We start from the raw sequence: 14,039 nt of genomic DNA on the forward strand, positions 1-14,039 counted from the left end.
ACCTGGTCGGCGTAAAAGATCATCCGTCTGGTTGGATCTTGTTTCGGGCGCGGCTCGCCTGTCGCCGCCGCCGAAAACCACGGGGGATTTCATGAACACGACGACGATCGATGAGGGAAGCCTCCGGTCGCCCAGCGGGCCGTTTCCCGCGTCACTGGCTCAGCTGCATCGAGCCAGGGAGGCCGACGCCTTCCCGGTCAGCTGGACGCGGACGCGGGACGACCACTACTCGGTCATCGCCCACTGGCCCGGTGAACACCCTTACTTCATACCGGTACACGGGCACCGCTACGATCCGCTGCTCGTCACCGAGACCATGCGCCAGGCCACCCTGCTCGTGCTGCACGCCGGGTACGGCGTTCCGGTAGGACACCACTTCCTCCTGGCGGAGCTGCAGTTCACCTGCCACATGAACCGGCTCGCCATCGACGACGGGCCCGGGGAGGTGGAGGTGCAGGTGGTCTGTGATGTGAAGCGGGCCCGTGGGCACGTCTCCCAGCTCAGGGTCGACATGGTCGTGCGCCGCGCGGGATCGGTCGTGTCCACGGGCGCCATCCTGGGGCGGATCGTCGGCCCGGAGGCCTACCGGCGGATACGGGGCGACCGTGCCGTCCCGGGATTCGAGGTCCCGCGGACACCTCCGGTGACGGCCTCGCTCGTCGGCCGGTCGTGCGCGGAGGACGTCCTGCTCTCGCCCACGCCGCAGGACCGGATGTGGCAGCTGCGGGTCGACACCAGGCACCCGATCCTGTTCCAGGGCGAGAAGGACCACGTGCCCGGGATGCTGCTCCTCGAAGCAGCCAGGCAGGCGGCCGAACTGGGGACGCCGTCCCAGCCGTTCGTCCCCTCCTCGGGACGCATGAGCTTCCAGCGTTACGCGGAGTTCGGTACCCCCTGCTGGATACGGGCCCACGCCCTGCCCACATCGCGCGCCGGAACGACCGGCATCACCATCACGGGGAGCCAGGACGACGGCGCGGTGTTCCTAGCCGAGCTCTCCTCGGCCCTTCCCACCTGCTGACGGACGGTAACGCAGACATGATCCTTGTCACCGGAGCAACCGGCACGGTGGGGCGGGAGGTCGCCCGCCTGCTGGCCCCCGCCCGCCCGCTGCGCATCCTCACGAGGCGGCCCGAACTCGTCACCGCCCAAGGGCCCGCCGTCACCGTGGTCCGCGGCGGCTTCACGGACCCCGAAAGCCTCCACCGGGCGCTCACGGGAGTCCACGCCGCCTTCCTGGTCACCAACCGGGTGGCGGAGGAGGACGACGCGCGGTTCATCGAAGCGGCCCGGGCCTGCGGCGTACGGCACCTGGTCAAACTCTCCGCGGCCGCCGTGGAGGATCCGGAGGCGGACGACCTCATCACCCGCTGGCAGCGCGAGAGCGAGCGGACCGTGCGGGAATCGGGACTGGCGTGGACCTTGCTGCGCCCCCGGTCCTTCATGTCCAACACGCTGTCGTGGGCACCGGCCATCCGTTCCGAGGGCGTCGTGCGCGCGCTCTACGGGGAGTCCGCCAACGCCTGCGTGGACCCGCGCGACATCGCCGAGGTGGCGGTGCACGCCCTGACACAGGACGGGCAGGAAGGCCGCGTGCACGCGCTTTCCGGTCCGGAGGCGGTCACCGCGCTCGAACAGACCACCGTGCTCTCGAAGGTCCTGGGGCGACCACTGCGCTTCGAGGAACTCGGGCCGGAGCGAGCCCGCTCCGCACTGCTGGACCGCCATCCCGAGGCGATCGCCGAAGCGCTGCTGCACAGCGCCGGGCGCCAACAGGCCGGCGCGAAGGCACGGGTGGACTCCGCGGTGCCCGCGGTACTGGGACGACCCGCACGGACCTTCGACACCTGGGCGGCAGACCACGCGCAGGCGTTCGCCTGACCGGTCCGCCGGCCCGGCGGAGGGCAGGACCGTCAGGCTGTGCGGCGGGACGGCGTAGCAGGCGCGGGCGGGTGCCTCCGTCGATACGCGGGCGGGAGGGCGCAGGACCTCCACGGTCGCGCGTCCCGGCTGAGTGAAGCCGTGACGGCGCCTTCCACCCTCTCCCCGAGTGAGCGCTGCGGCCTGTTCACCGACCCGGCCAGTGTTGTGCGTCCCCGCCGAGAAGCTGCAGGTCCATCCCAGCACCGTGGTGAGGGACTTCGCCGCTGCCGCAGTGGCCCATCTCGACAGCTTCGCCTCGACGTTCCGGGACCTACAGAGCCGTGCCCGCAACGGCTGTCCCCAGTGGTGAACCGGACGGCCGCCGGACAGTTGGCGCCTGGTGCGCCTCGCCAGAGACGCTCAGAAGAATCCGAGCTTCTTCGGCGAGTAGCTGACCAGCAGGTTCTTCGTGTGCTGGTGGTACACGACGCGTGGCCCCCTTGACCTGCGGACATGGCCGCTCGTGGCGGTCGAATTGCTTTCGTGGACCGGGAATGGTCCGGATGGCGCTCGGGGCGCTTCGGCGGCGAGCCCGTGGCGTTCTCCCGCATCTCCTGCCGTGGGTAGAAGCGGGGCGAGGGCGAGGGTTGGGAGGGGGCTTTCGGCCTCAGAGCCAGCCGCGACGGCTCGCCTGGACGCCGAGTTGGAAGCGTGTTCGTGCGCCCAGCAGCTCCTGGAGGCGGGTGATGCGGCGGCCGACCGTCCTTTCGCTGACGCCGAGTTCGCGGGCGATCGACTCGTCGGTCAGACCACCGCTGAGACAGGTGAGGAGCTGTCGGGTCTCGGCGGTGGGAGCCGCGCGGTGGTCGTCGGCCGTGTCGACGGCGTTGGGCAGCGGGACGGCGATCTGCCAGTACGAGTCGAAGACACCGATCAGCGCGTCGAGGAGGTCCGACCGCCGCACGACGATGTGGTGACGGCGGTCCCAGTCGCGTGCCGGGGGAGCCACCAGGGCGAAGCGGTCGTCGCAGATGCCCATGTTCAGAGGGACCTCTGTGAAGACACGCGCTTGTTCACCGAGGTCGATGGAGGTCTGGACGGCCTCCCGGGCGAGCCTGTCCCGCAGGACCCGGGACCCGTACACGACCGAGGTCCTGACGCCGCGGGACAGTGCCTCCTCGCAGCCCGGTGCCAGTTTGTTGGGGCGTGCCGACCGGCCGGTGTAGCCGATGGTGAGGGCGCGGATCTGTTCGGTGGCCTCGTCGTACAGCCGTCGGCCGATCGCGGTGCGGGCGGCCTCCGTGCGGATGATCTCGATGTAGCCGGCGCCTTGGGCGTGATGGTCGTGCCAGAACCGGGTCAGCTCCTCGACACCGTTGCGCAACGTGGCGAGCTCCTTGGCCCGGCTCTCCACCAGGGCGTCGAGCGCGGCACGCGGAGGGTGGGCCACGAGCCCCGCGCCGTCCAGGTCCACCAGGCCGAGGCCGGTGAGTTCGACGACGGCCGCGCTCATGGCGTGCCCGCTCACACGTAGGACGTCCGCGAGTTCGGCCGGCCTCGTCGGGCCGCGCTCGACGAGGGAGAGATAGACGTCCTCGGCAGTCGCACTGATGCCAATGCCTTGAAGTGAATACACGTTCAAACTATTGCACGAGCCGCGCGGGAGTCGGTGGGGTCCTCCACGGGCGAGGCCTGTCCTCTTTCCGCCATGCCGGAATCCGACACCACGGACGCTTCGGTTTCACGCCGGTTCCCCGCACACTCTGCGTACGGCACGACTGATCGCCCGCGCCTCATGCCACTTGAACATTTCCCGACATGAGGCTTCCTGTGAGAGCGGCGTCGTGCGACTTCGCGTGCCCGCGTCCCTTACGGCGTCCGTTTGTGCGGCCCGGTGTCCGCTGCGGCCCGGTGCTCGACGTCAGGCGACCTTGGATCACCAACTCCCTTTCCAGGGAAACATGTTGCGAACGTTCATGTTGACTACTGGGTCATTGTGTTCGACCATGTGCGAAGTTGATCCGTTGTCGGGGTGGCTTCCGCCGACGGGACAAGCGTCGCCTCCCGGACTCGGAAAGCGCGTGCAGGGATGACACGAGCCTTTTGATTTCGCGTGAGTTCGGCGATGTGTTGCCGTTCGCGCACCCCCGTGCGTTTCTCGAGCCGTCTCTCAAGGAGCAATTCCATGTCCACTCATCGCAGTCGCCGACGTGCCGCAGCCGTCGCTCTGGGAACGGTCGTCACCCTGGCGCTCGGGGCGTGTTCCAGTGGCCAGGACACCGTGAAGCCGGGCGGCGACGACACCGCGAAGGTCGAGGGGAAGATCTCCCTGACGTATCTGCAGAAGCAGGGCGACCAGGAGTACTTCATCGGTGAGGCCGCGGGGGCCAAGGCGAAGGCCCAGGAGCTCGGCATCGACCTGAGAGTGGTCAACCTGGGCAACGACGCCAACAAGACGATCAGTGAGGTGCAGTCCGCCATCGCGCAGAAGACGAACGGCCTGATCGTCGTCGTCCCGGACCCCGCGGTGGGCCCCCAGCTCGCCCAGACCGCCAAGGACGGAAAGGTCGCGCTGCTCACCTCCGACGACCAGATCTGCACGACCGGCCCGGACCCGTCCGCCTGTGCTCCCGAGGCCCTGGTGCCGCGCATCGGGTTCAGCGGCGCCCAGATGGGTGGCGAGGTCGGCAAGCGCGCCGCCGAGGAGTTCAAGAAGGCCGGCTGGAACGCCGCCGACACCCGTACCGTCTCCGCCTGGAAGCAGGACGTCACCGTCTGCACCGACCGGGTGAAGGCCGCCGAGAAGGCCTTCAAGGACGGCGCGGGCGCGGACGTGAAGAACATCGCGGTCCCGACGGACAACACGCCGACCGGTGCCCAGGACAAGATCGCGGCGACCGTCACCGCCAACCCCGGCGTGAAGCACTGGATCGTGTGGGGCTGCAACGACGAGAACGTCCAGGGTGGCGTCACCGCCCTGGAGAACGCCGGCTTCAAGGCGTCCGACGTCATCGGCGTCGGCCTCGGCGCCTACCTGGCCTGCAAGAACTGGAGCTCGGGCAAGCCGTCCGGGATGAAGGCCGCCCTGTTCATCAACGGGGCCGACGTCGGCGCCCTGGCTGTGCAGACCATGTACGACAGGCTCAAGAACGGCAAGGGGTTCCCGAAGGAGGCGTTCGCGCCGACCAAGATGGTGGACGCCGCCGACTGGAAGGCCTCCGGGGTCACGTGCAGCTGAACCGGCGCCGTGCGCCGGTCGCCTGACCGGCGCGCCTCCTCCGGTCGGTTGACCTGAGCCTCCCCGTCCGCTCGGCTGGCCTGAGGCTCCCCGCCGGGTCGACCGCCGGCCTGACGGTCGACGTCCGGTCGGCTGCCCGACGCTCCAGGTGCGCCCGGTGTGGTGGGTCCGCCGGACCGCCACACAGGCCCCCCTCCTCTCGCGCCGCCGGCCCCGCCGTCGCTGCGTCGGGCCCCGCGCAGAGAGCCGCGCCCCGCCCCCCGGCCACCCCTCGGCCGTGTACACCCTCCACCCCGTTGCCCACGCCGAAGCCGACCCGCTTCCAGCCTGCGAGGCCACCCATGAACAGATCCGGCGCCGAACCACCGGAGCCCACACCCTCCACCGGCCGCCCCGGAGCCGACCGCCGCGGCGCGGTGATCACCGTCGAGAACATCGCCAAGCGGTTCGGGACCGTCCAGGCGCTCGGCGGCGTCACGCTCGACTTCCCCGCGGGGCAGGTCACCGCGCTGATGGGGGAGAACGGTGCGGGCAAGTCGACCCTGCTCAAGATCCTCACCGGTGACCACCAGCCCACCGAGGGCCGTGTCCTCCTCGACGGCGAGCCGATCGCGTTCGCCGCCCCTCAGGACGCCATCAGGGCCGGCATCCGGATCATCCCGCAGGAACCGGAGATCATCCCGCACGTCTCGGTGGCGGAGAACGTCTACGCGGGCTCCCTGCCCCGCAAGCGCGGACGCGTCCTCGACCGTGCGGAGCTGAGGCGCCGCGTCGCGGCCGACCTCGCCCGGCTGGGCTTCGACAAGGTCATCGACCCCGGCGCACTCGGCTCGGAGCTCACCCCGGCCCAGCGTCAGCTGGTCGAGATCCTGCGCGCACTGACCGGTGATGCCAAGATCATCGCCTTCGACGAGCCCACCTCCTCGCTGTCCGAGCACGAGGTCGAGGCGCTGTTCGCGCTCATCGGCCGCCTCCGCGCCCAAGGCATCGCCGTCATCTACGTCTCGCACCGCATGAAGGAGATCTTCCGGCTCGCCGACCGGGTCGCCGTCCTGCGCGACGGTGCGGTGGCCGGGGTGCTGGACGCCGCGGCGACGAACGAGGAGGAGGTCGTCCGCCTCATGGTGGGCCGCGACCTGTCCTCGCTCTTCGTCCGTCAGGACGTCGCACGGGACGAGGTCGTCCTCGAACTGCACGACGTCACCACCGACGACGTGACCGGCGTCGACCTCCGGATCCGGGCCGGTGAGGTCGTCGCCCTCGCCGGACTCATCGGCGCCGGCCGCTCGGAACTGGCCGGCGCGATCGCCGGAGACCTCCCGATCCGCTCCGGCAGCATCAGCATGAACGGCCGGCGTCTCTCCCTGCGCAACCCGAAGGACGCCATCAGGGCCGGTATCGGGCTCGCCCCCGAGGAACGCAAGGCCCAGGCACTGTTCCTCCAGCGATCCATCCGGGACAACACCTCACTCGTCAGCCTCGAACGGCTGCGCCGTCTGAGGTTCGTGAGAAGAGGTCAGGAAAGCGCCGTCGCGCAGGAGTACACCGACCGGCTGCGGGTCCGCACGCCCTCCATCGAGCACGAGACCGGGAAGCTCTCCGGAGGAAACCAGCAGAAGGTGGTCCTCGCCCGCTGGCTGGCCCGCACACCCCGGCTGCTGATCCTCGACGAGCCCACGCGTGGCATCGACATCGGAGCCAAGGCCGAGATCTACCAGATCATCGCGGACCTCGCCCGCAGCGGCGTCGCCCTCCTGGTGATCTCCTCCGAACTCCCCGAGGTGCTCGGCCTCGCGGACCGTGTCGCCGTCATGCAGAACGGCCGGATCACCGGCGAACTGAGCCGGGCAGAGGCCACCGAGGAGGCCATCCTCAGCCTCGCCATGGCCGACGACCTCAGCACCCCCGCCCTCATGCCTGGAGCACTCCGATGACCGACACCACCGTCTCCCTCGCCCCGGACCGGACGGAGGGCGATCCGGCACTGGCACCGGCAGCGCCCGGCCGGCGGTTCCGGATCGCCGCGGTCGGCGGGCAGAACCTCAGCCTGATCGGCGCCCTCGTCGTCGTGCTCGCGCTGTTCGGCTCGCTCAACGACAACTACCTCAGCTGGTCGAACATGCAGGTCATCGGCGAGGCCGCGACCCTCGTCGGGCTCCTCGCCGTCGTCCAGACCGTCGTCATCATCTGCGGCGCGCTGGACATCTCCGTCGGCTCCCAGGCCGGACTCGCCTCCGTCGTCAGCGCCATGGCCTTCACCTCCACGGGCTCCAGCGCCGTCGTCGGCATCGCCGCGTCCCTCGGCGTCGGCGTGCTCGCCGGCGTACTGAACGGTGTGATCATCGTGTACGGGCGGGTCAACCCGACCATCGCGACGCTCGCCGGACTCGCCGCGTACAAGGGCATCGCGCAGCTCGTCTCGGACGGCCGCGCGCAGGGCTACGTCCTCAACGACAGCGTCTTCGTCTTCCTCGGCCGCGGGAAGATCGCCGGACTGCCGGTGATGATCTGGATCCTGGCCGTCGTCGCGCTCGCGGTCCACGTCCTCCTCACCTACACGGACATCGGCCGCAACCTCTACGCCATCGGCGGCAACGACACCGCGGCCCGCCTCGCCGGCATCTCCATCAACAAGTACCTCATCGCCGCCTACTCCCTGTGCGGCGTGGTCGCGGCCGTCGCCGGCGTCCTGCTCACCGCACGCACCGGATCGGGACAGCCCGTGTCCGGCAGCGAGGGCCTGGAACTCAAGGCCATCACCGCCGCCGCACTGGGCGGCTGCGCCCTCAAGGGCGGCAAGGGCGGCATCGGCGGCACCCTGCTCGCGGTCGCCCTGCTCGGCGCCCTCGAGAACGGGCTCACCGTCCAGGGCATCAACACCTTCTGGCAGAACGTCGCCCAGGGCGCGCTGCTCGTCATCGCCGTCGTCATCCAGCAGCGCCGCAACAAGGAACGCCGCATCGGCCTCCCCACCTGAGGCGACCGCGACCCGGCAGGAACACCCCCGTCTCACAAGGAGTGGAGATTTGACGCGCAGACGCACCTTCCTCATGGCAGGAACCGCCGTCGTGGCGGGAGTGGTGGCCGGCCCGCTGGGCTCCGCGACCACGGCGGCGGCCTCCGGGACCGTCGACGGAGCGGGAGCGGGGGCCCCGGCAGACGCTCTGCCGCAGCCCACGGTCACCCTGACACCCGTGCCCGACACCGTCGCGGGTGTGCGCGAGCCGGTGCTGAGCCTCAACGGCAGCTGGTCGATCTCCACCGAGCCGCCCGCGGAGTTCTGGCGCGACGACGTCGACACCTCGGGCTGGCCGCGGGTCGAGGTGCCCGGAGAGCCCGCCATGCAGGGTGTGGACGTGCCGCAGGACAAGGAGTTCGCGTACCGGACCAAGGTCCCGGTGCCCGCCGACTTCGCCGGGCAGCGGATCGTCCTGCGCTTCGACGGGGTGTACAGCGACGCCCGGCTCTGGGTGAACGGGGCCCACGTCCGCGACCACCGCGGCGGATTCACGAGCTGGCAGGCGGACATCACCGACCACGTCACCCCGGGTACGGAGGCGTGGGTCACCGTCGGCGTCACCGACCGCTGGCAGGACCTGTCGTACGAGACCTTCTACGCCCGCCACCGCATCGGCGGCATCCTCGGCGACGTACGGCTGATCGCCCTGCCGCCGGGACATCTGTCGAGCGTCCACGTGTCCACGACCTTCGACACCCGATACCGCGACGCGGTCCTCGGCCTCCGGCTGACCCCGGCGGGCGCCGGCGCACTGCCGGTGCGGCTGGTCCTGCGGGACCCCGCGGGAGCCGAGGTGCTCAGCCGCTCCCTCACCCCCGGCGGACCCGCGCAGTACGACATCGCCGTCACTGCCCCGCTCAAGTGGGACGCCGAACACCCGAACCTCTACACCCTGGAACTGACGGCGGGGCCCGAGGGCGCCGAGTCCACCGTGACGCGCAGAGTGGGCTTCCGGCAGATCGAGGTCGACGGCAAGCGACTGCTCGTCAACGGCCGGGAGGTCAAGCTGCGCGGTGTCGCCCACCACCAGGTCAGCCCGACGATGGGCCGGGGCGCCACCGGCCGCTGGGACGAGCAGGACGTACGCCTGTTCAAGGAAGCCAACGTCAACCTCATCCGTACCTCCCACTACCCGCCCACCGAGGCCCTGCTCGACGCCGCCGACCGGTACGGGATGTACGTGGAGGAGGAGACCGCGGTCTGCTGGGTGAACCAGCAGGGTCACGACGACCTCCTCGACGACCCGGCGTTCAAGCCGGACTGGCTCGGCCAGCTCGCCGAGATGGTGGAGCGGGACCGCAACCACGCCTGCGTCCTGATCTGGTCCATGGGCAACGAGAACATCGGCTGGGGCGCCAATCCGCAGGCCCAGTGGGACTACCTGAAGGCCGCCGACCCCTCGCGGCCCGCCGTCTACAGCCACGCCGAGACGTACTCGACCGGCGCGAGCTACGACATCTTCACCGCCCACTACCCGGACGTGAAGGGCCAGTTGGGCGGCGAGACCGCCAAGCCCTCGCTCTACGACGAGTACGCCCACCTGCCCGCGTACAACGTCGACGACCTGAGGACCGACCCGGGCGTCCGCACCTTCTGGGGCGAGACGATCTCGCGGTTCTGGCCCAAGGTCCACGACACGTACGGGGTCGTCGGCGGCGCGATCTGGGGCGGGGTCGACGAGGTGTTCCCGCTCCCCGGAGAGGTCTCCGGCACCGCCGAATGGGGCCTCGTCGACATCTGGCGGCGGCAGAAGCCGGAGTACTGGCTGGCGAAGAAGGCGTACTCGCCCGTCCGGGTCCCCGACGCGCCGCTGCTCGGGCAGCGGGCCCGTACCCCCCTCACCGTTCCGGTCTCCAACTGGTTCGACTTCACGAACCTGTCGGAGCTGACCGTCCGTTGGCGGGTGGGCGGCGCCCAGGGGACGATGCCCGGCATCGACCTCAAGCCGGGAGCGAGCGGCAAGCTCAGCATCCCTCACCGCTCCTGGACCCAGGGCGAGGTGCTCGCACTCGACTTCCTCGACGACCGGGAACGGCTGGTCGACTCCTACGCCCTGCCCATCGGACCCGTCGCCGCACCGGCCCCGCCCCGCCCCGCGGGCTCCGCGCCCGCCGTCGAGGAGAGCGACACGAGCCTCACACTGACCGGTGCCGGCTTCTCCGTCGCCTTCAGCAGGACGACCGGCCTGATCACCCGGGCGGAGTACGGCGGCACGACCGTGCTCACCGACGGCCCGCACCTGCACGTCCGCGGCGGATATCTGCCGCCCTGGACCTTCGGGTCGATCAGCGTGCGCCAGAAGGACGCGAGCACCACCGTCGTCACGATCTCGGGCAGCCACGGCGCGAGTCCGGTCGTCTTCGACGTCACGGTCGACGGCACCGGACTGCTCACCACGACGTACACCATCGTCAAGGCCCCGCCGGGGCAGCCGGACAGCGGCTACAAGGAACTCGGCGTGCGCTTCGGCGCCCCCGACGGGGCCGACCGCATCGACTGGCGCACCGGTTCCCTCTGGTCGGTGTACCCGGACGACCACATCGGCCGGCCCGTGGGCACCGCGCTCGCGGTGCCGCAGCACGCGGGATCCGCCTACCGGGAACGGCCCGGATGGAGCTGGTCGCAGGACACCCACTCGTACTTCCTCTACGGGAAGGACGACGCCGGCCGGGAGACGAACGACTTCCGCGCCCTGCGCTCCGCCGTCCACACCTTCGCGCTGACCCGCCCGGACGGCACCGGCGTGCGCGTCGAGTCCGACGGGAGCGTCGCGGCCCGGGTCGACCGGACCCCGCCCCGGTGGGTCGACGACGGCGACCCGGGCATCACGTACCAGGGCGCATGGACACATGCGCGGGGTGAGGGGTGGACGCACGATGACTTCGGGGACACCGAGTCCTTCTCGTTCACCGCGGGCGACTGGTGCGAGTTCGGCTTCGACGGCACCGGCGTCGAGTGGCTCGGCGGTCACGGCTCCAACCTCGGCCTGATCGACGTGTTCATCGACGGGCGACTCGACACCACCGTCGACCAGTACGCACCCGCCAAGCAGTACCAGCAGGTCGTCTACCGCAAGACGGGCCTCGCCGAGGGGCGGCACACCATCCGCCTGGTCGTCACCGGAGAGAAGAACCCCTCTTCCTCAGGCATCCTCCCGCTCGTGGACGCGTTCCAGGCCCTGTCGGCCACCACAGGGGCGGCACGGGCCCTGTTCGTCGACACGCACTGGAACTATCCCGACTTCGGCTACGGGGGCGGCGACTACTACCGGCCCACCGTGCGGGTCGTCGACGGGACGACGGGCGCGGTCTCGCTGCGGCTGGGAACGTTCGCGACGACCTGACACGTGGGCCCTCGGGCAACCCCGAGGGCCCACCCCCTCTGTTCCGCACCTCCGCAGTCGTTTCCCGGCGCCCGGTGCCACCTCCAGGCGCCCCCACCCAGAAGGAGTCCACATGACCCGGGCACCCGTGCGCCTCCGGCGCACGCTCGCCGCGTTCCTCGGCCTGTCGTTGGGCGTGCTCAGCGGCGGCCTGGCCGCGCCTACCGTCTCGCAGGCCGCGCCCTCGTCCGCGCCCACCCCCTCGACCTCGATCACGGTCAACGGCACCAAGCCGGGCCTGACCTTCGACGGAGTCGGAGCGATCTCCGGCGGCGGCGGCAACTCCCGTCTCCTGGTCGACTATCCGGAGCCGCAGCGCAGCGAGCTGCTCGACTACCTGTACAAGCCCGGCTACGGCGCCTCCCTGCAGCTGCTGAAGCTGGAGATCGGCGGCGACACCAACTCCACCGACGGTGCCGAACCCAGCCACATGCACACGGCCGGCACCGTCGACTGCAACCAGGGCTACGAGTGGTGGATGGCCGAGCAGGCCAAGGCCCGCAACCCGCGGATCAAACTCGCCGCACTGTCCTGGGGCGCCCCCGGTTGGCTCGGCGGTGGCAACTTCTGGTCCCAGGACACCATCGACTACCTGATGTCCTGGATGGACTGCGCCGACGGCCACGGCCTCACCATCGACTACCTCGGCGGCTGGAACGAACGCGGCTACGACAAGACCTGGTACCGGAACCTCAAGGCCGCTCTGGTCTCCCACGGCTACGGCGCCACCAAGGTCGTCGCCGCGGACAGCGACTGGGGCGTGGCCGACGCCATGGCGCAGGACCAGGCGTTCAAGGACGCCGTCGACATCGTCGGCGTGCACTACCCGTGCGGGTACCTCGACGCCTACGCCACCTGCCCCAGCACCCCCACCGCCCAACGTCTCGGCAAGCCGCTGTGGGCCAGTGAGAACGGCTCCCAGGACGCCGACACCGGCGCGCCCGCCGTGGCGCGGTCGATCAACCGCGGTTACCTCGACGGAAAGATGACCGCCTACTTCAACTGGCCGGTCATCGCCGCCCTCTACCCGAACCTCTTCTTCTCCACCGACGGCATGTCCGTCGCCAACCAGCCCTGGTCGGGCAACTACCACATCGGCAAGACCACCTGGGTGACCGCGCACACCACGCAGTTCACCCGGCCCGGCTGGCGCTACATCGACTCGGCGGGCGGCTACCTGGGCGGCACGCGCACCAACGGCAGCTACGTGACGCTGAAGTCGACGAACAACACCGACTACAGCACCGTCATCGAGACGATGGACGCCACCAGTGCCCAGACCGTCTCGTTCTCCGTCACCGGCGGCCTGTCCACCGGCCAGGTCCACGTCTGGGACACCGACGTCAAGTCGGACGACTCCTCCCGCTGGTTCGTCCACCAGCAGGACGTCACCCCGAGCGGCGGCAAGTACACGCTCACCCTCCAGCCCGGCCACCTCTACACCGTGACCACCACGACCGGCCAGGGCAAGGGCACGGCCGTCTCGCCCGCTCGCAAGGCGCTCGGCCTGCCGTACTCGGACGACTTCGAGACCCGCGCCACCACCACCTCGCCGAAGTACTTCTCCGACATGAACGGCGCCTTCCAGTCGGTGTCCTGCGGCGGAGGCCGTACCGGCACCTGCCTGCGGCAGATGGCCCCGATGTCGCCGATCCGGTGGACCGAGGAGCCGTACAACGCCCCGTACACGATCATGGGCGACGGCACCTGGAGCAACTACACCGTCTCCGCCGACACCATGTTCGAGCAGGCGGGCACCGTCGAACTCCTGGGCCGCGTCAACCAGCAGGGCAGGAACAACAACGGCCTGAACGCCTACCACCTGCGGGTCAGCGACACCGGCGCCTGGTCCATCGACAAGAGCGACACCAAGTGGAACTTCACCACCCTGGCGAGCGGCACCACCGGCGCACTCGGCACCGGCAGCTGGCACACCGTCGCGTTCACGCTTGAGGGCTCGGCCCTCACTGCGGTCGTCGACGGCGTCACCGTCGGCAGCGCCACCGACCTCGGCTACACCAACGGCCAGGCCGGCCTCGGTGTCACCGGCTACGTCACCGAACAGTTCGACGACTTCGCCCTGACCCCGGGCACCCCCACCTCGCACGAGGGCCGGGTCGCCTCCGGTCTGGCCGGCAAGTGCGCCGCCGCCGACGCCTCCGGAGCGAGCGGCACCCCGGTCCGCCTGTGGGACTGCGACGGCAGCGTTGCGCAGACCTGGACCTGGTCCAACGGCACCCTGACCCAGGGCGGCAAGTGCCTGGACGTCACCGGCCAGGGCACCGTCGACGGCACGGCCGTGATCCTCTGGGACTGCACGGGCGGCGCCAACCAGCAGTGGGCGCCGCAGCCCGACGGCAGCCTGAAGGGCGTTCAGTCGGGCCGCTGCCTCGACGTCCCCGGGGGCTCGACCACCAACGGCACCGAGCTGGTGATCTGGGACTGCAACGGCGGGGCCAACCAGCGGTGGACGCTCCCGTAGCGACTGCCGGAAGCGCGCCGTCCGGACTTGAGTCCGGACGGCGCGTCGTCGCGTC

The 14,039-nt window shown here is 70.4% G+C and carries 8 protein-coding genes; 7 read left to right on the plus strand and 1 reads right to left on the minus strand.

Features of this window, described 5'->3' with window-relative positions:
- Positions 1 to 91 precede the first annotated feature (91 nt).
- Together GGE06_RS09070 and GGE06_RS09075 are read left to right on the plus strand one after the other, a co-directional pair.
- Positions 92 to 1,021, plus strand: a complete 930-nt coding sequence (locus GGE06_RS09070; protein ID WP_184930471.1) for a ScbA/BarX family gamma-butyrolactone biosynthesis protein — start codon at positions 92 to 94, stop codon at positions 1,019 to 1,021.
- Between the two features lie 17 nt (positions 1,022 to 1,038).
- Entirely contained in the window at positions 1,039 to 1,881 is an 843-nt protein-coding gene (locus GGE06_RS09075; RefSeq protein ID WP_184930472.1) for an NAD(P)H-binding protein, read from the plus strand.
- A 649-nt stretch (positions 1,882 to 2,530) separates the two neighbouring features.
- Here the strand turns inward: GGE06_RS09075 and GGE06_RS43645 are convergent.
- Complete coding sequence (locus GGE06_RS43645; protein ID WP_184930473.1) at positions 2,531 to 3,499, minus strand: helix-turn-helix domain-containing protein; 969 nt, start codon at positions 3,497 to 3,499, stop codon at positions 2,531 to 2,533.
- A gap of 549 nt (positions 3,500 to 4,048) precedes the next feature.
- Between GGE06_RS43645 and GGE06_RS09085 the strand changes: the two genes are divergently transcribed.
- The 5 genes from GGE06_RS09085 (at position 4,049) to GGE06_RS09105 (ending at position 13,984) form a co-directional block, all read left to right on the plus strand.
- On the plus strand, positions 4,049 to 5,101 hold the full coding sequence (locus GGE06_RS09085; RefSeq protein ID WP_093877955.1) for a substrate-binding domain-containing protein: 1,053 nt from the start codon (positions 4,049 to 4,051) through the stop codon (positions 5,099 to 5,101).
- Between the two features lie 341 nt (positions 5,102 to 5,442).
- Positions 5,443 to 7,035 (plus strand): sugar ABC transporter ATP-binding protein, encoded by a 1,593-nt coding sequence (locus tag GGE06_RS09090; protein WP_184930474.1) that lies wholly within the window; start codon positions 5,443 to 5,445, stop codon positions 7,033 to 7,035.
- Positions 7,032 to 8,078, plus strand: coding sequence for an ABC transporter permease (locus GGE06_RS09095; protein ID WP_116157010.1), 1,047 nt, complete (start codon positions 7,032 to 7,034; stop codon positions 8,076 to 8,078). The genes GGE06_RS09090 and GGE06_RS09095 overlap by 4 nt, the downstream gene beginning before the upstream one ends.
- Before the next feature lie 49 nt (positions 8,079 to 8,127).
- Positions 8,128 to 11,463, plus strand: a complete 3,336-nt coding sequence (locus GGE06_RS09100; protein ID WP_184930475.1) for a glycoside hydrolase family 2 protein — start codon at positions 8,128 to 8,130, stop codon at positions 11,461 to 11,463.
- A gap of 112 nt (positions 11,464 to 11,575) precedes the next feature.
- Positions 11,576 to 13,984: a ricin-type beta-trefoil lectin domain protein gene (locus GGE06_RS09105; protein ID WP_184930476.1), complete on the plus strand. Its 2,409-nt coding sequence runs from the start codon at positions 11,576 to 11,578 to the stop codon at positions 13,982 to 13,984.
- The last annotated feature ends 55 nt before the right edge of the window (positions 13,985 to 14,039 follow it).

Source organism: Streptomyces nymphaeiformis (assembly GCF_014203895.1).
Classification (GTDB): Bacteria; Actinomycetota; Actinomycetes; order Streptomycetales; family Streptomycetaceae; genus Streptomyces; species Streptomyces nymphaeiformis.